At 42.6% G+C, this 22564-nt stretch carries 19 protein-coding genes; all 19 read right to left on the reverse strand.

All coding sequences use genetic code 11. From position 1 onward, the window contains the following. Nucleotides 1–7: 7 nt before the first annotated feature. The gene (locus tag ACTG2G_RS02845) at nt 8–874 is read right to left on the reverse strand and encodes a glycosyltransferase (protein ID WP_439985144.1); all 867 of its coding nucleotides are present in this window, start codon (nt 872–874) and stop codon (nt 8–10) included. Further along, nucleotides 871–2073 (reverse strand): Coenzyme F420 hydrogenase/dehydrogenase, beta subunit C-terminal domain, encoded by a 1203-nt coding sequence (locus ACTG2G_RS02850; protein ID WP_439985145.1) that lies wholly within the window; start codon nt 2071–2073, stop codon nt 871–873. The genes ACTG2G_RS02845 and ACTG2G_RS02850 overlap by 4 nt, the downstream gene beginning before the upstream one ends. 4 nt (nt 2074–2077) lie before the next feature. Continuing rightward, nucleotides 2078–3256 carry a polysaccharide pyruvyl transferase family protein gene (locus ACTG2G_RS02855; protein ID WP_439985146.1) on the reverse strand — a complete coding sequence of 393 codons (1179 nt, stop codon included), beginning with the start codon at nt 3254–3256 and terminating at the stop codon, nt 2078–2080. Next, entirely contained in the window at nt 3253–4422 is a 1170-nt protein-coding gene (locus ACTG2G_RS02860; protein WP_439985147.1) for a hypothetical protein, read from the reverse strand. Before ACTG2G_RS02860 ends, ACTG2G_RS02855 begins: the two co-directional genes overlap by 4 nt. Further along, entirely contained in the window at nt 4419–5540 is a 1122-nt protein-coding gene (wecB, locus tag ACTG2G_RS02865; RefSeq protein ID WP_439985148.1) for a non-hydrolyzing UDP-N-acetylglucosamine 2-epimerase, read from the reverse strand. The genes ACTG2G_RS02860 and wecB overlap by 4 nt, the downstream gene beginning before the upstream one ends. A gap of 356 nt (nt 5541–5896) precedes the next feature. Continuing rightward, nucleotides 5897–6442, reverse strand: a complete 546-nt coding sequence (gene rfbC, locus ACTG2G_RS02870; RefSeq protein WP_439985149.1) for a dTDP-4-dehydrorhamnose 3,5-epimerase — start codon at nt 6440–6442, stop codon at nt 5897–5899. Between the two features lie 60 nt (nt 6443–6502). After that, nucleotides 6503–7381, reverse strand: coding sequence for a glucose-1-phosphate thymidylyltransferase RfbA (gene rfbA / locus ACTG2G_RS02875; RefSeq protein WP_439985150.1), 879 nt, complete (start codon nt 7379–7381; stop codon nt 6503–6505). A 112-nt stretch (nt 7382–7493) separates the two neighbouring features. Beyond that, entirely contained in the window at nt 7494–8381 is an 888-nt protein-coding gene (rfbD, locus tag ACTG2G_RS02880) for a dTDP-4-dehydrorhamnose reductase (protein ID WP_335838261.1), read from the reverse strand. Beyond that, entirely contained in the window at nt 8381–9466 is a 1086-nt protein-coding gene (gene rfbB / locus ACTG2G_RS02885; RefSeq protein ID WP_439985151.1) for a dTDP-glucose 4,6-dehydratase, read from the reverse strand. The genes rfbD and rfbB overlap by 1 nt, the downstream gene beginning before the upstream one ends. 104 nt (nt 9467–9570) lie before the next feature. Beyond that, a complete protein-coding gene (locus ACTG2G_RS02890) occupies nt 9571–10638 on the reverse strand; it encodes an undecaprenyl-phosphate alpha-N-acetylglucosaminyl 1-phosphate transferase (RefSeq protein ID WP_439985152.1) in 1068 nt (355 codons plus the stop codon). 777 nt (nt 10639–11415) lie between these two features. Beyond that, complete coding sequence (locus ACTG2G_RS02895; RefSeq protein WP_439985153.1) at nt 11416–13401, reverse strand: polysaccharide biosynthesis protein; 1986 nt, start codon at nt 13399–13401, stop codon at nt 11416–11418. Next, complete coding sequence (locus ACTG2G_RS02900) at nt 13398–14423, reverse strand: MraY family glycosyltransferase (RefSeq protein ID WP_439985154.1); 1026 nt, start codon at nt 14421–14423, stop codon at nt 13398–13400. Before ACTG2G_RS02900 ends, ACTG2G_RS02895 begins: the two co-directional genes overlap by 4 nt. Continuing rightward, nucleotides 14423–15379 (reverse strand): UDP-glucose 4-epimerase family protein, encoded by a 957-nt coding sequence (locus ACTG2G_RS02905; RefSeq protein WP_421386261.1) that lies wholly within the window; start codon nt 15377–15379, stop codon nt 14423–14425. The genes ACTG2G_RS02900 and ACTG2G_RS02905 overlap by 1 nt, the downstream gene beginning before the upstream one ends. Continuing rightward, nucleotides 15379–16185 carry a glycosyltransferase family 2 protein gene (locus tag ACTG2G_RS02910; protein WP_265784316.1) on the reverse strand — a complete coding sequence of 269 codons (807 nt, stop codon included), beginning with the start codon at nt 16183–16185 and terminating at the stop codon, nt 15379–15381. Before ACTG2G_RS02910 ends, ACTG2G_RS02905 begins: the two co-directional genes overlap by 1 nt. Nucleotides 16186–16507: 322 nt before the next feature. Continuing rightward, entirely contained in the window at nt 16508–17548 is a 1041-nt protein-coding gene (locus ACTG2G_RS02915) for an acyltransferase family protein (RefSeq protein WP_265784317.1), read from the reverse strand. Then, nucleotides 17545–19749, reverse strand: a complete 2205-nt coding sequence (locus ACTG2G_RS02920) for a glycosyltransferase (RefSeq protein ID WP_439985155.1) — start codon at nt 19747–19749, stop codon at nt 17545–17547. The genes ACTG2G_RS02915 and ACTG2G_RS02920 overlap by 4 nt, the downstream gene beginning before the upstream one ends. 76 nt (nt 19750–19825) lie before the next feature. Then, the gene (locus tag ACTG2G_RS02925) at nt 19826–21061 is read right to left on the reverse strand and encodes a class I SAM-dependent methyltransferase (RefSeq protein ID WP_439985156.1); all 1236 of its coding nucleotides are present in this window, start codon (nt 21059–21061) and stop codon (nt 19826–19828) included. After that, nucleotides 21061–21720 (reverse strand): Wzt carbohydrate-binding domain-containing protein, encoded by a 660-nt coding sequence (locus tag ACTG2G_RS02930; protein WP_439985160.1) that lies wholly within the window; start codon nt 21718–21720, stop codon nt 21061–21063. The genes ACTG2G_RS02925 and ACTG2G_RS02930 overlap by 1 nt, the downstream gene beginning before the upstream one ends. Nucleotides 21721–21747: 27 nt before the next feature. After that, the gene (locus ACTG2G_RS02935; protein WP_439985161.1) at nt 21748–22290 is read right to left on the reverse strand and encodes an ABC transporter ATP-binding protein; all 543 of its coding nucleotides are present in this window, start codon (nt 22288–22290) and stop codon (nt 21748–21750) included. Nucleotides 22291–22564: the final 274 nt, after the last annotated feature.

Raw genomic sequence — 22564 nt, forward strand, 5'->3', positions numbered from 1 at the left:
TCTCAATTTAATTTTTTTTATTTTTTAACATTCTAACTCCATAAGTAAGACCCTGAAAGAATGCCATAACACAAGTGAATGATGAATTTTTAAAAGATTTTAAAGTTGAAATTAAAAACATATTTATAAGGTACCTTGAGAGATGAAAGAAATTTATCTCAGAATGCTTCCTATATAATAAAAAAGAATTTCGAGTTGAATAAAATATTGCATTCGGTGTTCTACTTAAGGGATTCGATCTTCTCTCTATAGAGTCGGTTACAACTGAAGTTAGACTATAACCTAATTTTTTTATTCTTAATGATAAATCAACCTCCTCCCAATACATAAAAAAATCATCATCGAAAAGCTTTAATTTTTCTGCTAGGTCTCTTCTTATAATAAAAAAAGCACCAGCCACATAATCCGTAACAACAAATTTTTCACCAGAGTCAGTTAATCTATATTTTTGACTTAATCCGTTTAGTTTTATTGAATCGTAAATCCTTACACCTTCAGAATTAAGTGTTCTTATCATTGACGCACCAACATTTGGATAATTTATCAGTTGCGAGCTTAATGCATTCAATGCCCTCCTACCGACTTTAATATCAGGATTTGCTATTACAATATCACCCAGAAGATTCTTTTCAATTAAATAATTTAATCCTGCATTGTTACCAGCAGCATATCCCAAGTTAGAGTCATTCTCTACAAAATGAATATCTAACTCTCGAGAATATTTATTAGCTAGATTAATTAACTCTAGAGTATCGTCCTTACTGTTTTGTATTAAAATTATTCTAAAAGGGCAGTTCTCTGATAACTTTATTGCATCAAAAAAAAACCTTACATCGTGACAACTATTCCAATTTAAAACGAATACATTTATCACATTCGCCCCTTAATTACACGAAGAAATGAACCAACAAAGACACGTAAATGTTTATATAATGTCGCATACTTTGTAGCTACAATTTTCCTTTGATTTGGCATATTAAAAATAATTAGACCACCTAATTGCTTTGCCATATAACGCACTAATATTGTTGATTTTCTTTCAAATTGTGTAACTTGTACTTTAGAGAGTTGCTCAATATCATAATCAGCAACGGTTATTATATTTTCACGAATCATTTTTGCTACTATAGATTTTCCTATCTCGCTTCTTGCAAGTACAAGACCTTGTCCATCTGACTCAGTAAATAAAGGATATCCCTTGTCGTCACAATTCCAAACGTCAGCACTAACAATATCTGCAACCTCGCCAGTACCATCAGCACAAAGTTTACATCTACTTTGTATTGTTGGTCCGAGAATTTTGCCCCAAGAACGAGAATACTCCATCGTTGTAGAAGTGCTATTCTGCACTAAAGTCGTTTTTCCCGGCCAGCCTTTACCTCTAAAAAAGAAGTTTTCAACAGGCATATCAACATTATAATTTAAAGCTTCAGCGACCCTTCTAACACCTAATCGACTCGGGGTGCCCGCACAGAAGAAACTAACAATTAATTTAACAGCATTTTTTACCTCATTATCTATTGACATTAAGTTACGCAAAGCTACGCAATCACACGGTTTACCAACAAACGCAATCCTCTTGTTAGGATTGTCGCTTAGAGTCTGCAAAAAATACTCTAATGGTGATGCCGGACTATAACGGGATCCTGTAGCTTCAAGTAAATCCTCTCTGGACCTGCTGACTTTAGATATATTCTCTAGTGGATTATGCTTATCTACACCTATCTGAATAACAATATCGACTATATTATAGTCTAATGCATAAAGTAGCGTTTGAGTAACAATGCCACCAGATGAGCCTAAATAGCGTATCTCTTTATCATTTGAATGACCGATATAGGATTGTTCAATTGGCCCCCAGATTGGGTGGCTTGAATTAGTTTTAATACTTGCCTGATTTATGCCTGGGCAAACAGTTTTGAAAATGGCCTGCTCATCTCCGTTTAACTTTTCGCTGCATACAGGGCGATTATATTCCCCCTTATTGACAACAACTTTACTAGGGAATAGAGATGAACACAGACCGCAACCTGTACATAAATCGTTTTTTAAAACTTTCTGAATCACATCCATACTATTATTTCAACACCTCTTCCAAAGCGCTTGTGTATTTTTCAGTCAACTGATTTTTTTTGTCTGTCAAACCTTGAAGCTCTAACTTGATTTGATTTCGATTATTAAAATGGTCAAGATTCATTTTTATAGCATTATTTAATGACAATTCTTTAGCTTCTAAAACATTACCATAGCCTAAAGTTGTATATAATCCCTTAAACTTGCGACTGTAAGCATAAGGCGTAACAGGTACACCACTTGAAAAGGCTGCAATTGTGGCGTGCATTCTTGCTCCAGTGAAATATTCAAAACTGCTTATATAATTTTTCACCTCAATAGGATTCGTAAATCTTGGCGCAACAATACAGCGTGGAAATAACTCAGCCACCTCGATGCATGCAGCATAGTCGTCTTCGATTTTCTGAACGGGTGAGGTAGCTATTACATGAGAAACCAAGTGTATTTCAACATTTTCAATTGATAAGAAACTTTCTATTAGCTCATTAATATAATCTTTATAGTTATGAGCCAAACCAAACTGGTTATCTCTTGTATATCCGCCATTCCAGAGTAATCCAGAAACATTAATTCCAACTTTAATCTTATCACTAACTTCACGAACCGTAGAATAAGGCATGGATAATGCTACATCAGTGCCTAGATGACAAACTCCAAATTCCTTACCAACTTGAAAACTAATATCGTCCCTTGCAAATACTAAACTTGTATTTCTGACAATGAATCTAGATACAACTTCAGCAAACTTAGATTTAAAGGGGCCAATTGTTTGGGGCGACAACACTGATTTTCGAGCAAAAATTGCATTAACTAGCTTAGTAAAGACTTGAATAAGAAAACGACGATTACCATATATATCAGAGAAACTGTCACCGGCTCCAATATCTAATACAAGATCAAAATCTTTTATCATTTTTATATAAGATTTCAACTTTATTGGGTTAGAAATCAATTCTTTGACACTGATTGTTATATGCTCAAATTCACGACCTATTTGAAGCTCTACCAGAGCCTTATTTTTCTCACTGGTGACCTCATTATCACCTATAGTAAAAAACTCAGCATCAATTCCCAAATTTCGACAAACTCGATCAACTAAAATCATATTGCCAATAGAAAGTGCTCCAACCCCCAAATTACCTGAAGATACGTTGTGCCACAAAAAACCTATTTTGACTTTCATTTAATAGCTCTCAAAAACAAAAGAATATAACCCAATAAAACTATCGCGTAATATAAAATAACACCATACACAATTATAGCGATATCTAACCCCAAAGACACCCCCATAATAATCAATGCAAAAAAGGCCAATAAACCAATTATTTGAACGAGGACCCTACTTTTAATCCTTCCTGTCACAACCATATATATCCCCAAACAACTCGATATCCATTTCAAGGATATAGGGACAAACATCAACGGCAATAAATACGAATACGCGATATACTCCTCACCTAAAACAGAAGAAATCAAATATGTATCAAATACACTTAAAAACCAGAATAAAGCTAAACTTATAAAAATAAAAAATGTTGTCCCTATAAATAGGGATTTATGTTTACCTACTTTTACTTCATTTGCTATTTCTCTAAATATAACATTCACAACAACAGCAGATAATGCACTTACCCCATTAGTAATTCGCGTATATGAACTATATATGCCAAATATTGAACTATAATACAGACTAACTAAATACCCATCCAAGACCTGCCAAATATTAGTCAATAAAAAATCGACAGTATAATTAACTTGTTTCAACAGTAATGAGGAATTCCAGGTAAAGTTAAAGCTAAAATAGCTCAACAACTTGAGCCTATAGGTTATAATAATGAAACTTACCATTCTTGAAATAAAAATACAAAACGCAAAAATAATTAAACTGCTTTTACTAAAAACAACAAAGAGACAAAAAAAAGTAAAAACTATATTATTTAATAGCGAAAATTTTAGCTCGCCCGAAAACTCACCTTTTGCCCGTATTTCAGTCAACATAAAATCATAATATCCGTTCACTATGAATGACATACCGACTAGCAACACTACATAGTCAACAGAAAATATGAAATAGATAACTAAACTAACCATGCAAATTATGGAAAATAAAAATTTTAGATAAATATTATCTTTAATTTCAGCTTCATCTGTTATTGCTACACCCCTAAAAAAACGCTGATGAACCCCCAAATCTGAAAAAAGAGTAAGCATGCTCCCAGCTAACAATGCAACACTTAACTCACCAAATAAAGTGGGTCCATAAACTCTTGCCGCTATTAAATAAACAACTGTATTAGCAACTAATCTTAACGAAAATGACAATCCCGAGTATACATAATTTTTTATCATACTAGTAAATCTAATATTCTTTTTGATGCCATTCCATCTCCATAAGGATTATGGGAAAAACTCATTGAATGATATGCTTGCGGATCATTTAGTAATTCAGACAATCCGAAAACAACTTTTTCGACTTCCGTACCAACCAACCTAACGGTACCTGCAGCAACAGCTTCGGGGCGTTCTGTTGTATCACGCATAACTAACACAGGTTTCCCCAGTGAAGGAGCCTCCTCTTGGATACCACCCGAATCGGTTAAAATAATATAGCTACGCATCATTAGATAAATAAATGGTAGGTACTCTTGAGGCTCAATCAAAATAATATTTTCGATATCACCTAAAATGCGGTTAACTGGCTCACGTACATTAGGATTTAGGTGCATTGGGTAGAGAATCTGCACATCAGTGTTGGCTTTAGCTGTGATAGCTAAAGCTTCACATATTCGTTCAAACCCACATCCAAAACTTTCACGGCGATGTCCAGTGACCAAAATTAACTTTTTAGTCTCGTCTAAATATGAGAACTGAGAGGCTAATGTAGCTTGCAGAACGCTATTTTTTTCAATCTTATCTTTTACCATAAGTAGTGCATCAATTACGGTATTTCCGGTAACGACTATGCTATCCTCGGCATAGTTTTCTTGAATCAAATTTTGCTTAGATGTTTCAGTAGGTGCAAAATGGTATTTTGCCAATGCACCAGTGAGCTTGCGATTTGCTTCTTCAGGCCATGGAGAATAAATGTTCCCTGTGCGCAAGCCTGCTTCGACATGTCCTACAGCAATTTGCTCATAATACGCCGCCAAACTAGCAGCAAAGGTAGTTGCAGTATCGCCATGTACTAACACAACATCAGGTTTAAATTCTTGTAGAACCGGTTTTATCTCAAGCAAAATACGGGCTGTAATATCATTTAATGTCTGCCCAGCCTTCATAATATTCAAATCATAATCTGGTTTAATCTCAAATAATGATAATACTTGATCTAGCATTTCACGATGCTGGGCGGTGACACAGACTTTCGCCTCAAAACGTTCATCAGCAGCTAAAGCATGTACCACAGGTGCCATCTTTATTGCTTCTGGTCGGGTACCAAATACCGTCAACACTCTCTTTTTTAACATATCAATAGCCTTTTAAATTCACTTTTAAGTACCTGTTCACCAGATTACGAAATCTGATATGCTTAAAGGATTTGAGAAAGGAACTAATTGTTCTTACTCACCAGCTTTTGATTCATCTTCACGTTGCACTTAAAACTCATTTTCCTGCCAACTTATACAATGCGATACTCACCTTATCGAACCCCAATATTTAACCGATAATACAATAAAGCACCTATCACCAAACATCATAAACTCGCGGCCAGTAATACATCTTACAGTAATAGCCACTGCCTGACTAACTTTTCAAAATATTGTAATATGGTATTCAAAATTAGGCGGGTACAAACATTCACCTTGTGGGCATCTATTTACATTTAAAAGGTAACCGCCAAATTCAATGTAACAGCCTCTTGATCTTTCTTTGACAAACTCACCTTACTTGTCATCGGCCACCTAATCCCGACTAGTGGGTCATCCCAATGGATTGAGCCTTCACTCTGCGGTGAATAGTAATTGGTTGTTTTATACAAAAACTCGGCCGTCTCTGTCAGAGTAACAAAGCCATGCGCAAATCCTTCCGGGATCCACAGCTGTCGCTTGTTTTCTCCAGAAAGATGAACGCCTACCCATTGCCCAAAGGTCGGGGAGCTTTTACGAATATCTACCGCCACATCAAACACTTCACCGGCCACACAACGCACCAGCTTGCCTTGAGCATGAGGCGGCAACTGATAGTGCAAGCCGCGCAATACCCCTTTTGACGATTTGGAGTGATTATCCTGTACAAAAGTCACCGGATATCCTACCGCCTCTTCAAACAACTTGTGGTTGAAACTCTCAAAGAAAAAACCACGTTCATCACCAAATACTTTTGGTTCAAAAATAAGCACATCAGGGATTGCTGTCTTGATTACATTCATCTGTCTACCCGCATTCAATTCAATCTTTATGGGGGCGCAACTTCCCTCCCCCATATCACATCAGGCTTTGGCAACCATTTTTAACAAATATTGGCCGTACGCATTCTTTGCCAGTGGCGCTGCAAGAATACGTATCTGGTCAGCACTGATAAACTTCTGGCGATAGGCAATCTCTTCCGGACAGGCCACCTTCAACCCCTGACGGGTCTCAATGGTCTGAATAAAGTTGCTCGCTTCAATCAGGCTTTCATGGGTACCGGTATCCAACCAGGCATAACCACGGCCCATCATGGCCACCGACAGATTACCTTGCTCCAGGTAGATACGGTTCACATCGGTGATTTCCAGCTCACCACGGGGCGACGGCTTCAGGCTCTTGGCGATCTCCACCACGCTGTTGTCGTAGAAATAGAGGCCGGTGACCGCATAGTTACTCTTGGGCTTCAACGGCTTCTCTTCCAGAGAGATAGCGGTACCTTCTTTATCAAATTCCACCACCCCATAACGCTCGGGGTCATGCACATGGTAGGCAAAGACGGTAGCGCCACTCTCTTTGGCCGCTGCGGCTTCCAACTGTTTCTGCAGGTCATGACCGTAGAAGATGTTGTCGCCGAGTACCAGAGCACAGGGGTCTGACCCGATAAACTCTTCACCCAGAATAAAGGCTTGTGCCAACCCGTCCGGACTTGGTTGTACCTTGTACTGCAAATTCAGACCCCACTGGCTACCGTCACCCAGCAATTGCTCAAAGCGGGGAGTATCTTGCGGCGTGCTGATGATCAAGATATCGCGAATTCCCGCCAGCATCAGGGTGCTCAGCGGATAGTAGATCATCGGCTTGTCATAGATGGGCAGCAGCTGCTTGCTCACCGCCATGGTCACAGGATAGAGACGGGTGCCAGAGCCACCGGCCAGAATAATGCCTTTACGTTTGGTCATGATGCTTGTTTCTTATTTTTAAATTGCAAAAGAAAAGGGTGGCTTGCAGCCACTCCTTTCTGTTTTATCCCTGCCAGCCAGGGAGGCAGTCACTACATCCCAGGCCAGTAATTTACTTACCGAGGATCTCGGTCAACATCCGCTCCACACCGACTGTCCACTCCGGCAGCACCAGATCGAAGGTGCGCTGGAATTTGCCGGTATCAAGGCGGGAGTTATGGGGGCGTTTGGCCGGAGTCGGGAAGGCGCTGGTCGGCACCGCATTGAGTTGTGTCACCGCCAGTTCAACGCCAGCCTCTCTGGCTTTGGCAAACACCAGCTGGGCGTAGTCAAACCAGGTGGTGGTACCGGAGGCAATCAGATGGTACAGCCCGGCGACCTCGGGTTTACTCTGCGCAACACGGATCGCATGGGCGGTGCAATCAGCCAGCAACTCGGCGCCGGTCGGTGCGCCGAACTGGTCATTGATCACTGACATCTCGCTACGCTCTTTGCCAAAGCGCAGCATGGTCTTGGCAAAGTTGGCGCCGCGGGCGGCATAGACCCAGCTGGTACGGAAGATCAGATGACGGGAGCAGAGGGACGCACCTTGCTCACCCGCCAGCTTGGTTTCGCCATAGACGTTGAGCGGTGCAGTTGCATCGGTTTCAACCCAGGGGCGCTCGCCGCTACCATCGAACACATAGTCGGTGGAGTAATGCACCAACCAGGCACCCAATGCTTCCGCTTCTTTGGCGATCGCCGCTACACTGGTCGCGTTGAGCAGCTCGGCAAACTCCCGCTCGCTCTCCGCCTTGTCGACTGCGGTATGGGCCGCGGCGTTGACAATCACATCCGGCTTGACCAGTCGTACCGTTTCGGCCACCCCTGCCGGATTGCTGAAATCGCCACAATAGTCGGTGGAGTCAAAATCAACGGCAGTGATGCGCCCGAGCGGGGCCAGTGCACGCTGCAGCTCCCAGCCTACCTGGCCGTTTTTGCCAAACAGCAGGATATGCATCAGATACGCTCCCCGTAATTCTGCTCAATCCAGGACTGGTAGGCACCGCTCTTGACGTTGCTGACCCACTGCTGGTTATCCAGATACCACTGTACAGTTTTGCGAATGCCAGACTCGAACGTTTCTTGCGGTTGCCAAGCAAGCTCGGCACTCATCTTGGTCGCATCGATGGCATAGCGGCGATCGTGGCCGGGGCGATCCGCCACATAGGTGATTTGCTCACGATAAGAGCCCGCCTTCGGCACCATCTCGTCCAGCAGATCGCAGATGGTGTGTACCACCTCCAGATTCTGCTTCTCGTTGTGGCCGCCGATGTTGTAGGTCTCCCCCACCAAGCCAGTAGTCACCACCTTGTAGAGCGCGCGCGCATGATCTTCTACATAGAGCCAGTCACGGATCTGGTCGCCCTTGCCATAGACCGGCAGCGGCTTGCCATCCAGTGCATTGAGGATCACCAGCGGGATCAGCTTCTCGGGGAAGTGATAAGGGCCGTAGTTGTTGGAGCAGTTGGTGACAATGGTCGGCAGGCCGTAGGTACGGCGCCAGGCGCGTACCAGGTGGTCACTGGAAGCCTTGGAGGCAGAATAGGGGCTGCTGGGGGCGTAGGGGGTAGTCTCGGTAAAGAGCGGCAATGGCTCACCGGCAGCCACTTCATCCGGATGGGGCAGATCCCCATACACCTCATCGGTGGAGATATGGTGGAAGCGGAAGACCGCCTTGCGTACCTCGTCCAGACCGTTCCAATAGGCACGTGCCGCTTCCAGCAACATATAGGTGCCAACGATATTGGTCTCGATAAAGTCAGCCGGGCCTGTGATGGAGCGGTCAACATGGCTCTCGGCGGCCAGATGCATCACCGCATCCGGCTGGTGCAGGGCAAACACCCGATCCAGCTCGGCGCGATTGCAGATATCCACTTGCTCAAACGCATAACGCTCGCTTGTCGATACATCGGCCAGGGATTCCAGATTGCCGGCATAGGTGAGTTTATCGAGATTGATAACGGCATCCTGGGTATCACGGATAATATGGCGCACCACGGCAGAGCCGATAAAGCCTGCGCCGCCTGTTACAAGGATTTTCATTCTATTTATTAGGCCATGTTGAAGTTAAATGCCTCTCTCCGAGAGACAAAAATGAAGGGTGTTAATATGTTCTTAGCCTAGGTTTGATAGTGCACGTGCACTAGTCAATGACTATTGTTACGAACTTGACTCTTGCTGCTTTTTATCCAGCGCCCCACTCGCCAGGCGTAATTAATGGCAAGCACATAACCAGCAATGAACAGCAAATAGATAGCCATCATTGACCATTCAGATAACTTTGCTATTTCAGCCAATATACCCATAAAAACAATACCAACATTACTAACAACCATTAGTAGTAGTGCTTCACGATGGGTAAATCCAGCATGCAACAGAATATGGTGCAGGTGATTACGGTCAGCCTTGAGCGGCGATTGACCTTTGCGAATACGGCGGATCATAATCCCTACCATATCAATCAGCGGCAGCCCCATCAGCCAAAGAGCCATCACAGGCCTGAATGCGGGGCGTTGCTCGGTGACTTGTGAACCATAAATAACCAAAAAACCAATGATGAAACCCAAAAACATAGAGCCAGCATCACCCATAAAGATCTTGCGCTTAAAGGGTGGGATGGTGAGGTTGATTGCCAGATAAGGCACTAGTGCAATTGCAATCACTAAACAGAAATTTGCCATTTCTGGCATGGTATTGCTGAACAACGTAGCCAGCCCAACCAAGCTGATCCCAGCCATTGAGCCCGCGAGCCCATCGATGCCATCCATCATATTGAAGGCATTCACCGCAGCACAAACAGCCAGCACTGCGACAATAACCTCACCCCAAGGCAAGTGAATATCACCGAGTCCCAGTAGGTCACCGAAGTTATGCAAACCGACTTCAGTTGAGAGGCATAGAATAACGATGAGTAACGCTTGCAGTCCGAGTCGTAACTTGGGTGAGATATCGAGCGCGTCATCCACCGCACCAATCACCATCATAGCACCAGCACAGAGTAGTAACATCAACAAAGGAAGAGAAAGCGGCATCGTCATAAAAACACTGAGATACACACCTATACTGACAGCCAAACCACCAATCAGTGGAATGGCCCCCACATGCTGTTTGCGTTGGTTCGGCATGTCTACCAGTTGCAACTTACCAGCCAGCGGACGCAACAATGCGATCGCTAATGCCGTGCCAATAAAAGCTACTAAACCTGACATTTCCATGATTTTATCCCTGTACTATCTCTTTAATTGCACAAAAGAGCGCATCCTTGCGAACTTGAGCGCATCATTAATCTACTAAATCAACCCCGTGTCCTAACGACATCTTACTGAACTGCATAATTGTTCTTATAAAAGCTATTAAAAATAAGATTTCACATCTGTTACAGATCAAGTCTCTGGCATCACGTAAAGCTCGTAGAGATCATTGAATGTGCCTTCCCCTTTCAAATAGTAAAGGGTTTGTTATAGCAATATCTCTGTCAGAGGTTTTTCCACCCCAATACACAATGCTTGGGCTAGCCTCGCGCTAACACTTTGAGCAAACATACAAAATATGCACCACAACAGTAGTGTAATATGTTGTATTTGTTATCGCAGTGTAATATGTTGTATTTATTATCTTTTGCGGCCACTCATTTGACCAAGCAATGTTCGAATTACCGTAAAAAAGATAAGCTACCGCCCCTGAGTTACAGCCCTCAGCCCGCTCAAAAATCTACCTAATTGTCAAACAAATGGTAAGAGACATGACGAGATCATCGCACCACAGCTCAATCCATTACTCGTGGTGTGACCGACAAGACTTGCCGCCTTTCGTGCAAGATATCATGGGTCTTGCCTAATCAACCTATTTAGGGGCACAGAAACACAGATATGCCCTTTCAATAAGGGCCTTATAATACCAGCCGTTTGATGAAATTAGTAGCCAAGTTAGTCCAAATGCAGGTTATTTAACCAAAAGCACAAGCAGCCCAATGACACCAGCATCCAAGCAAATCAGTTTTTTGCAAGCAAAAACTCGATGTTGTGAGAGGGCAACGACACGACATTATCTTGTGATTTGGCCTGTTTTCTGGCAAGCCACACCAGATCACAAATACCATCTGTTGGTTCAAATGCAGCCGGAGCATTCATCAGGATGTCACGTACTTGCTGGTGATCAAAGTGGTGGCAAGCATCATCCAATGACGCTAACAAAGGGCGCAGTCGCGACCAGGGCAACCAGCACTCTTGTGCCACCATGATCCTGGGATGCTCGGTTCCTCTGGCATCATCACCAATCAGTAACTCTTCGTAGAGCTTTTCACCCGGCCGCAACCCCGTTACCTCGATGGCGATATCACCATCGGGCCGCTGCTCATCACGCAGTGTCAGGCCGCTGAGGCGTATCATGCGTTTGGCCAACTCCATGATCCGTACCGGTTGCCCCATATCGAGCACGAAAACATCGCCTCCCTCCCCCATTGCGCCCGCCTGGATCACCAACTGGGCTGCCTCAGGAATGGTCATGAAATAACGAATGATATCGGGGTGAGTCAAGGTGATGGGCCCACCTTTGTCTATCTGTTGTCTAAACAACGGGACTACTGAGCCAGAAGAACCGAGCACATTACCAAAACGCACCATGCAAAAACGGGTTTGATGCTTTTCACGGGTCAACGCTTGCAAGACTAACTCAGCCATACGCTTGCTAGCCCCCATGGTATTGGTCGGGCGTACCGCTTTATCAGTTGAGATCAGTACAAACGTTTCCACTCCGGCTTCAATAGCAGCTTGTGCCGCATAGAGGGTGCCAAAAACGTTGTTACGCACCCCTTCGATGATATTGAACTCGACCAGTGGCACATGTTTGTAAGCTGCTGCGTGGTAGACGGTCTGGATCCGAAAGCTCTGCATCACTGTTTTGAGGCGATGCTGACGCTGCACAGATCCTAATAGCGGTATTAGCTCAGTTGCGATCCCTTCGCGCTGGCACTGCTCACTTAAATTTTTATGCAGGTCATAGAGGGCATATTCAGATAACTCGAACAATACAAGCGTAGAGGGGTGGCACCGCAAGATCTGGCGACAGAGCTCAGAACCGATTGATCCTCCGGCACCAGTCACCATGACAGCCTTACCTGTGATATTGGCCTCCATCAATCTCGTCACAGGTTCTACAGGGTCTCTGCCCAACAGATCGTCGATAGAGACCTCATTGAGCTGATCGATACGTGCAGAACCATTAACCAAATCGGCCATGCCCGGGATAGAGAGCACTTCGCAAGAGAGGGGCTCAAGTGCATTGATCACCTCCTGACGGCGAGCCCTGGTGCTGCTCGGCATAGCCAGCAAGATCTTCTGGACACCATGGAGCTCAATCAGAGTTGGCAGTTGGGCACTGTGATAGACGGTGCATCCCTGGATAACGCAGCCCTGTTTGGCGGGATCATCATCAACAAAGGCGACTGGATAAAACTCATTACCTTGCAGCAATGCCACCTGTAGCTGGCGCCCAGAAGAGCCAGCTCCATAGATCAATACCTGCGTACGAGCCAAACGGGTAGTATTAAGCAAGGCCCGAAAGAACAAGCGCACACCACCGACCAGCAGCACCAGAAAGGAGAGATAGATAACCGATACCGTTCTGGGCAAGAAGATATCGAAGTAAAACGCAGATATAACGAAGAAACAGGTAGAAAGAAATGCCCCTAACAAGATTGTCCAGAGCACTCGAAAACTGACATATCGCAATACCGCACGATACAACCCCAGACGAACAAATAGACCGATACTGACAATGATGATTGCCCCTAGCAGTGCCCAGTGATGAGGGCTATCGATTGGCCAGCTGCGCTCCAGCCTGATCCAGTAGGCCCCCCAATATGTCATTGTGATGAGCATGACATCGACTGTGACAGACACTGCGCGCTTACTAGTCCGGGACAAGGAACCAAGGAAAGTGAGCAACCAACTCCCCATAGGCAACAACTGATGTTTCATTCCGGCACTCCTGCATTCAGGTAATACGCAAGATAGGTTAACGGCAAGTAAGCAATCGACAACCCGAGAAAACCATCGATCTGATCAGAAACAATCATCGCAGCGATAGGCGCAAGCCAGAGGCAATTTATCAGCAGCACCGCCGAAGTCACGCGTCGATGGCTTTGCCAGCGCCTTGCAGCATATTGAAATGCATGAGTACGATGGGCTTCACTCAGGCGGCACTTTAGACGATAGCGATTCAACAAGGTCCAGGTGGCGTCGACTACAAAGACTCCGAGCATAACAAGCCAGCCCCACAGAAATTGAGGGGCAGAAGCGGCATCCAGCAACATCAGAGAAGCCAGCATCAAGCCAAGAAAACCACTGCCGCCATCCCCCATAAAGATCCTGGCTGGCGGAAAATTCCAGCACAAGAAGCCCGCCGCCGAGACCCCCAGTAGCAGGGGCAAACTGGCAGATGACCACTCACCCCCAACGAGATAATGAAATAAAGCCATGAACAGGCAAACGATAACGGCCTCACTGGCCGCCAAGCCATCGATGCCATCCATAAAGTTGTACAGATTGATAAACCAGATCACCCCCAGCCAAGCGATTAGATAACCAAACCAGGCAAGATCCAGCTGCCAGCCAAAGAAGGTCAGCTCTGGCAAACCATCAACAGCAGATACCACCAAGGCTGCCGCCATGCTCTGCACAATCAGGCGGGTTCTGGGCTTGAGAGAGATGTGATCATCGATAAAACCAACCAATGCAATGGCCAATGCTGCAGTCCATATCAAAGCGAAACTACCATGAGATATGCCATAGGGCAGCGGGAGCAGGGCGACAAACAAAGGCGCTGCCAGCAGAAAGGTCGCCACGATAGCCATGCCACCACCTCTCGGAGTAGGCACCTGATGTGAACTGCGATGATTGGGCTGGTCAAGCAAGTGGTTCAGAGCATAACGCCGGAGTAAACCAGTACCAGTAACTGAACAAAGCAGGCACAACATCAAAAAAAGAACAAATGCAAACATCAAGGTGACTCGTTATGGGAAGATGCCATCAAAGATAGGGTCTGAGAGAGCGAACAGGGTGCCGACCATTGTAATCGGCTCTGTGCCTTACTGGTATCCATTTCCAGAGAGCCATAAATACGCTGCAACTTGGAATCAATCCCCAAACAGCGGCCAAGCCCCCTTATCAACCTTGGTGGGGTATAAAACAGCCTACAGGGAACACCTTCTGCATCAGCAATCGCTGCAAGCAACTTTGATGTCGACATCGCGACAGGATCTGCAACCAGAAAGACCTGGTTCACTGCGGCTGGGTGCTCCATCGCATGGGAAATAAAGTCACACAGATTAGGCAACGCCAACAGGCTGCGCGCATTGTTCAGACGGGCAAAGGGTAGCGGGATCCCTTTGCGCACCCACGTCATCATACTGGCAAAGTTAGCCTTCACTCCTTCTCCATAGATAAGAGGAGGACGAACGATGGTAACAGCCATACCACACTCTTTCGCAAGCGCCATCAGCCCTTGTTCCGCATCATACTTCGAGCGTCCATAGGGATCTTCTGGCGGACTCTGCACATGCTCATCAAATGGCTTGCCTGGCTCGGTGTGCTCGCCATTCACTTTGATCGAACTGATAAAAATGAAGCGCTTTACTCCTGCGTCAGCCGCTTGGCGAGCAAGCGTGAGCGTCCCCTCTGTATTCACTGCTCGAAAAGCCGCCAGGGGATCTGTCGCGGTATCCGACATCACATGGACCCTGGCTGCACAGTGAACAACCACATCCACTTGTTGCAATTGGGCCGTCCAGTCGGCATCCTCAGTCAAAGAGGGAGCCTGAACCTGGTAAGAAGCCAGCGGGTAACATCGCACCGCACCTTTCACATTGGCTCCACATCTAATCAGGTGTTCACAGACCGCTTTGCCTACAAATCCGTTGGCACCGGTGACCAAGACTGTACTTTTGATATCTGCCATTACCACCAACGCCAACCGTGAATATTGAAGAACGTCACCATGGAACGCCCAAACATCCAGATATGGCGCCAGCCTTTGCGGGATGCATGACCACCGTGATGAACGACCTTCACCTGAGGGACATAGGCAATCCGGCTGATCTTTCCTGCCCGTAAACTGATGTCAAAATCTTCAAAATAGAGGAAAAAGCGAGGGTCAAATCCTCCGAGCTGCTGCAATACATCTGTGCGAAACAGCATAAAACAACCACTGACAATGGGTGGGTCCCACAGCACGTCATGATTGTTGAGCTGATCTGCCATCTCATATTTTGCCAAGCGCGTCTGGAATAACTTCTTCACACTCGCAGGAGCAAATCCACGCAACAATAGATCAAATACGGTTGGATAGCGTTTGCAGAGCCGTTGTACCTTACCATCCTCCCATGTTGCGAAAGGCGTCAATAATCCGCAATCCGGATGTTGCTCCATAAATTCGAGTGCATTTTTCAGTGCATCCGGGGCGACTTCAAGATCGGGGTTAAGGATAAGATGATATTTAGCATCAGTCTGCAATGCGCGGTTATGGCCAGCACCAAATCCAGGATTTGACTGTGCAAAAATCAAGTCGTGAACACCTATAAAGCTCTTGCTTATATCTTCATTTTGAATAGCAAAATCACTCGATGGAGAGTGATCTACAACTATCAAGGAACTAACAACCCCAGCTTCAGTGATTGCTCTCTGTAGTTTGTTGAGAGTGCTTGCTATCATCGCCTTTTCAGTACAATAAGCGACCACACCAATAGTTAGATAGGACTTGGGCATACTATTTACCATAGCAAAATATTGCGCTCACAAAGTCACAAGTGAAAAAAGATAGAGTTAGCATAGTAACTATATTAACCTTTCATGCCATGATAATAAAAGCTGACTGTACAAGTATCGAGCCAGCGCTTTCTATCGATTATTATAGGTTCATTTGACATGGTTAATTGCATGGTCCATAAAATAGAGAACGCTTAAACCATTAGCTTTACAATACATAAAAATCATTGTATCAATCACAACGAGCGTGAAATTAAAAGCCCACTGCAGACATTACACTAAAACATATGTTTTTAAATACGACATTGTTATTTTGTAAGAATCATCGCATAAACCTACGCTCAATAAAATAAAATGAAAATGACCCCATAAATAAAACCATCACAATAATAGATGTTGATAATAACATTGGTGACGAAATCATGCCCTTCACCTGATTCGCAGCATTTATGATCGGCATGTGATAAAGATAGATGCTGAAACTGATCATGCCGATAAATGATAGACCAGACCATCGACATAAACGAACAAACCATTTATTTCGCTCAAGCATGATAAATGCAAAAATAATCATCCCAAATCCCAAAGCCAAATAGGTTCTGGAAAATACCATCGAAGATACTTCTATCCAAAATGTATCGTCCAAATTTTTAACGAAACTGACAATTAAAATAAAGCCTGTAATAAGCAGCAAAAATGCAACATAGTTCCTTGGATGTTTTGCTTGAACTAAACAATCGGCATAAACAAAGGCGATGAAACAACCTATAGCAAATTCATCCAACATACCAATCACTTGAGTAGACCAGATGAATTCCTGCATGGGTTGACCATTAAAATATAAATAAATAATATAACGCCATAACCAAGCGACTATAAACATACCAAACAATATAATATACTTCTTACTAGTAGAGCGTAAAAAGCAAGCAGTAACAGCCATGAATATATAGAACGAAAATTCAACACCTAACGACCAATAAGCTCCATTAATGGAACCATGTGTTTGTTCTAAATAAGAGTGTATAAATAAAAGGTGCGCTACGGTATGCACAATACCATTGGATGTAGTAATGAAATAAAAACCACTAAATGTAATAGTGAGCAACATAGATACATAGTAAGGTGGTGCGATGCGCAGGAATCTACGTTTAAGAAAATTAATTACTTTCCACTCACGAGGTCTAATTACACAAAGGCAAATAAAAAATCCACTTAACACAAAAAATAGATCAACGCCTACCCATCCCCAATAAAATATATGTGGCCAAACGGCCACACTTAACTCTTCCATGTGATAAAACAATACCAATAAAGCCGCAACACCTCGCAATACGTCCAATGATTCTAATCGAGCAGTCATTTAATAATCTCGTGCATTGGTTTACGACTCAGCAAGCGCTTTATTGCTCTCTGCAATTTAAACGGAATGAAACGTGCCAATGAACTAACAAAGGGCATATTTCTAACTTTCCATAGATACTGTAAAAATTGTTCTTTTCTTGATAACAGTACAGCACTAGGAGCAATATTTAGCTTTTCATTCCACTTCTTGACTAATTTAGAACCATCAACAGGTGTCAAAACTGCCAAGCCACTCAGGTATTTCTCTTGATAGAAGATATCATCTCTCTCTATTTCATCACAAACTTCACTCGACACCACGAAATCGCTTAACTCGGCGCCTTGGGCATAAGCACGCCAAAATGCTGCACAATCAATGGGTTTGATATTCCATGGTAATAGTAAAGAGTGATTTCTATTTTCGATACGCTCGACAAAAGCACCAATATTCGGACATACAACAGGATATGTATGTTCAAGTGCAATGGATAATGTATAACTGTATGTCTCAGGCCATAAAGCAGGGAACCAGACAACATGAGGTTTAATACTATCAAGTTTCTCTTCAAGTTGATCCAGTCTATACGCACCATGATTCACAACCCCACGCAAGGGGCGATAACCATAACCTAGTAGATGAAACTCTATCTTATTTGGATCACACAGCAAGGCGACTTGTTCTAGTAGATCAGCTCCCTTTTCCCGACTTAAAGCACCAAGGATAAGTACACGTAGGGGGTCGCCTGGTTTATGGGCCTGCTTAGGTTCTGGGTAACGATAAGCATCTGGATGGTATGTAATAATTGCCTTGCTAGATAGCTCGCTCTTATTCCCATAAAGCCTACTAAAGCGCTGATATACATCTTGACTAGGATAAATAATTCGCTCAGCTCGAGAAAGTAAGGGAAATATACCGCTGCGCCATTCCTCGCCAGAAACACTGATTTGTGCAGCATCTCTACATATATCATCATAATTTTGATTATCCTCGCTCACAAATTGTCCATAGCGATCTGTAAGCGTTGGATTACCATTTAACATATAATAATCATGAATCGTCACATCATAGGAAATTCCTAGCGAACTAGGTAGCAACCAGGTGCGTGGTGGCAGACCCATGCTATGGTGAAAATGTACACGACTAACTCTGAGGTCTCGCAAGAAGCTCACTAATAATTCATATTCTGTGTGAATATTGAATACAAATGCATCGCTCTTATCACCGTTAAAGGCACTCAAATAAAGATTAACATATCCTTCTCTACCCCCAGGAGTTAGACGGAGAAACAATACCTTTCCCAAATAATATGATGCTAGCTCAGAAACATGTTGAGCTACCCCACCACCGAGGTGATGTGCTACGGCTAAGACTACTGGGAGACCCGTCTCAGCAATGTATCTTACTTTAGCCATCATCCTAGCCTGTCTTGCAGGATCTTGTGCAATGAATGCCATGACATCGCGGGTATAATTAGGGTGTAGTGTATTAAGCAGCTCTAATGCACGAGCTTTTCTTGGATCCCCTTCATCCAGAAAACTGACACCGCCTTTATGGTAGGCAAACACATTTAATTGGTGATAATTCTTCCATCCCAACTTTTGTGCTCGTTGGCACCAATCATTCTCCTCTCCATACCCCTTGCCAAAGGTCTCCTCATCAAAATAACCGACAACATCCAAGCAATCACGCCGGATATACATGCAAAATCCAACCCCTGTTGGTACTTCAACTAGCTCATTTTCGAGGGGCAATGTAGAGAAAAGGCGATCAAGTGCATTAACATCGAGGCCAGAATAAAGAGCATTATCTTGACAAAAATGAGGGAAACTACAGATCGTCGCATTATTAGAAAAAGGTGTCAAACTGGCAACCCGCTCATTGCTGTATGCGGCTTGTTGCATCCGATGCAACCAATCTGAATGAGAGACTTCTACGTCACTATTAAGCAAGAGTACATCTCGATCTTTATGCAAACGCATCCCAAAGTTAACTGTGCCAACAAAGCCCTTATTAACTTCGTTCTCATAAAGTTTAAAACCTAGTACATCGGCTTGTTCTCTCAGCCATGTTGTTAGTTCAGGTTCTGGTGAGCAATCGTTAATAACAATTAATTGTGCCCATTCAGGCATACTTGGCAATAATGATAAAATACACTCTCGGGTCTCTTCCAAACCACGATAAACAGGAATAATAATATCAAGAGAGTTTCTATTTTTCATACTCTTACCTTAAATTTGGATTATGCAATTCAAAGATAACATGGGAAGTTAAAGAACAGATTTCAGAGCAATAAAATCATCTAATAAATGCGTTAGATATGCGCTTTAAAAAAGCAATTAACTTCCAAGCCCTTGAGTTATTAATCTCATCCAAACAAAGTTGTTGCTCAATAATTATTTTTTTCTGTAATGTCGCTATGGACTCTATTTCTTTTATTGTTTTATTAATTGGCAATAGAAGTTTATTAATAACATTTAAAGGGATTGCGTCTATCAAAATATCAAAGTATACATCTTTAATAGCATGTTCAACTGTAAATAAAAGTTGAGGATCTATATTATCAAATATGAAATTTCTATCGATCTTGATATTTGCATTATGTTTTATTAAATTTATAGCTGGAGAAAAATCAACCACACTTACTATTCCACTTTGTTCACCAGGATCCAGCCTTAACTCAACAACATTAGAGAACTTATCTAAATTAAAAGAAACTCTATCATCCGTAAGCCGTGCACATAACGCTTTTTCCTCTGAAAAATCGATGTCTCCAGCTTCCTTTATATATAACTTTACCAGATGCCTCGAATCTCTTTTTGATTTTAATTTCTCAATGTTAACCTCAGCTATACAACGTTCGCGAGGGGCTAGCGTAAATATGAACTGATATACGTTCCCATAAACACGCTCATCAAAGTTAATCGGCGTTGTTTTTGTAAAATATTTAGAAAACTCTGTCTGCAAAACCTCGGCATAATAAGCAGCCTCTTTTATAGCAAAAAATCCACTATCATTCACCATATTCAAGAGATTTTGATAGGTAAAAAATCGGATGTGCGTATCATCCAAAAGGCCGGTATCTCGGTAATTAAACTCCTCATTAAATAACTCCAATAATACACCATCATGCCCAACATTAGGTACAGATATAATAACAACCCCATTATTGGAAAGGAATGACTTAATTGATTGCAATACTTTACTGGGCGAATACAAATGTTCTAGCACATCAGCAAAAATTATAAAATCATATTTATTGCCGTCTAGCTTGCTTTCCCATTGGTAATTTTCAATATTACCCAGCTCACTACCTATTAGAGCATGCCTCGCGTAGAATGATGCTTCTTTACCTGCGTTTTCATCTAATTCAATGATATCAACTATACAATCCAATGACTCTTTTAAGTATCTAGTTAAGCGACCGTGAGCAGGACCAAACTCTAAAACTCTTGCTTTGGGGCGAATTTGTTTTATTATTATTGATAAGCTGTTTTCGGTTTCAAGATCCAACTCAACGTTGTATTTACTCATTATGGTGTTTCGCTCCATTCATGAGGAATAACAAATACTCCCTCAGCTTCATATTCCCCAGCAACTACTATTTCTCTGAAACGGGCTCTATATTCAAAAGGAATTGTGGCTGTTTTTTCCATGATCGCACAATCAAAAAAATATGTTCCACCTAAAACACGAATACCACAAGTATACTCTAATCGGTAGCAATTTATTCCTTTTACCCAAGGTATTTCTTTTTTATCGAGCAGTGTATTCAAACCACAAATATATTTATTATCAAGACTATGTAGAGCGATACCTAACACAGGGCTATCGATAGAGTCATCAAATACTTCATATTCAATATCAATGAACAACGGAGTATATTTACTAACCCGACTAACGATGTGACCACAATCATCTTTGATAGTTAATTTTTTTATAGTAACTACAGCGTTAGGATTGAACTGTTCTTGAGTTTGCACATCATTGTTGCTTTTTAACTCACTTCCCGAAGTGGGTGCGTCAGCAATTTTCAAAAAATCAAGGTAGCGGTCGGTAACTTCATTTACATTGCCGCTAAGCTTTATTTTTCCATCTAAAATCCAAATTGCCTTATTACAAAATCGTTTCACACTATTTATATCATGAGATACAAACAAAATTGTAATTCCCTCTTGCATCATCTGATGCATTCTATCCATACATTTATGTTGAAACGCCTAATCTCCAACAGCTAGGGCTTCATCAACAATTAGAATGTCTGGACTAACATGAATAGCAACGGAAAATGCCAACCGAGCAAACATACCACTGCTGTACATCTTAACTGGCTGGTGAATGAATTCACCTATATCAGCAAAGGAAAGAATTTCATCACATCTATTCCGCATCTCATCATGTGTAAACCCCATCAAAGCACCTTGAAAGTATATATTCTCCAATCCAGTATACTCAGCATTAAAACCAGCGCCTAACTCTAGAAGGGAAGATATTTTTCCATTAACTTCAACGTTCCCAGAGGATGGAGTTAACACACCGGTAATTATTTTAAGTAAAGTACTCTTACCCGCACCATTTTTACCTAAAATACCGACTGTTTCACCCTTATTTACGGTAAAGCATACATCATTGAGCGCATGATACTCATGATGATATTTTTTATTAAAAAAATTCAAAGCTTCTTTCAAACGATCCTTGGGCTGATCATATAGTTTATAACTTTTGCAAATGTGTTTGACGGAAATTGCGATTTCATTTTTCATTTTATAAAACATCCGCAAAGTGAGGTCTTAACTTTTTAAAAACTGAAGAACCTAAAATTAAAATAGTTAGCGTTAATAACCAAAAACATAGAATTTGTGCAGGCTTTTCCCAAAACCAAACGTTATCAATCAAGCTATCTCTAAAACCCTGTACAATATAATAAATGGGATTTAGTTTAAATATTCACTGCAAACTATTAGGCAACATATTTAATTGCCAAAAAATAGGAGTTAACCAAAAGCCAAAATAACCATCGATATGATTTGAGTTAAA

Origin of the sequence: Aeromonas sp. 55A (genome assembly GCF_051919665.1) — a bacterium.
GTDB lineage: Bacteria > Pseudomonadota > Gammaproteobacteria > Enterobacterales > Aeromonadaceae > Aeromonas > Aeromonas veronii.

Bases quoted from the DNA above. Each gene is read 5' to 3' on its own strand.
- ACTG2G_RS02890 (WP_439985152.1), bottom strand. From the start codon at position 10,638: ATGGAAATGTCAGGTTTAGTAGCTTTTATTGGCACGGCATTAGCGATC.
- ACTG2G_RS02850 (WP_439985145.1), bottom strand. From the start codon at position 2,073: ATGGATGTGATTCAGAAAGTTTTAAAAAACGATTTATGTACAGGTTGC.
- ACTG2G_RS02920 (WP_439985155.1), bottom strand. From the start codon at position 19,749: ATGAAAAATAGAAACTCTCTTGATATTATTATTCCTGTTTATCGTGGT.
- rfbC (WP_439985149.1), bottom strand. From the start codon at position 6,442: ATGAATGTAATCAAGACAGCAATCCCTGATGTGCTTATTTTTGAACCA.
- wecB (WP_439985148.1), bottom strand. From the start codon at position 5,540: ATGTTAAAAAAGAGAGTGTTGACGGTATTTGGTACCCGACCAGAAGCA.
- ACTG2G_RS02930 (WP_439985160.1), bottom strand. From the start codon at position 21,720: ATGCATCAGATGATGCAAGAGGGAATTACAATTTTGTTTGTATCTCAT.
- ACTG2G_RS02935 (WP_439985161.1), bottom strand. From the start codon at position 22,290: ATGAAAAATGAAATCGCAATTTCCGTCAAACACATTTGCAAAAGTTAT.
- rfbA (WP_439985150.1), bottom strand. From the start codon at position 7,381: ATGACCAAACGTAAAGGCATTATTCTGGCCGGTGGCTCTGGCACCCGT.
- ACTG2G_RS02900 (WP_439985154.1), bottom strand. From the start codon at position 14,423: ATGTTTGCATTTGTTCTTTTTTTGATGTTGTGCCTGCTTTGTTCAGTT.
- ACTG2G_RS02855 (WP_439985146.1), bottom strand. From the start codon at position 3,256: ATGAAAGTCAAAATAGGTTTTTTGTGGCACAACGTATCTTCAGGTAAT.
- ACTG2G_RS02925 (WP_439985156.1), bottom strand. From the start codon at position 21,061: ATGAGTAAATACAACGTTGAGTTGGATCTTGAAACCGAAAACAGCTTA.
- ACTG2G_RS02905 (WP_421386261.1), bottom strand. From the start codon at position 15,379: ATGGCAGATATCAAAAGTACAGTCTTGGTCACCGGTGCCAACGGATTT.
- ACTG2G_RS02915 (WP_265784317.1), bottom strand. From the start codon at position 17,548: ATGACTGCTCGATTAGAATCATTGGACGTATTGCGAGGTGTTGCGGCT.
- rfbB (WP_439985151.1), bottom strand. From the start codon at position 9,466: ATGAAAATCCTTGTAACAGGCGGCGCAGGCTTTATCGGCTCTGCCGTG.
- ACTG2G_RS02860 (WP_439985147.1), bottom strand. From the start codon at position 4,422: ATGATAAAAAATTATGTATACTCGGGATTGTCATTTTCGTTAAGATTA.
- ACTG2G_RS02910 (WP_265784316.1), bottom strand. From the start codon at position 16,185: ATGCCCAAGTCCTATCTAACTATTGGTGTGGTCGCTTATTGTACTGAA.
- rfbD (WP_335838261.1), bottom strand. From the start codon at position 8,381: ATGCATATCCTGCTGTTTGGCAAAAACGGCCAGGTAGGCTGGGAGCTG.
- ACTG2G_RS02895 (WP_439985153.1), bottom strand. From the start codon at position 13,401: ATGAAACATCAGTTGTTGCCTATGGGGAGTTGGTTGCTCACTTTCCTT.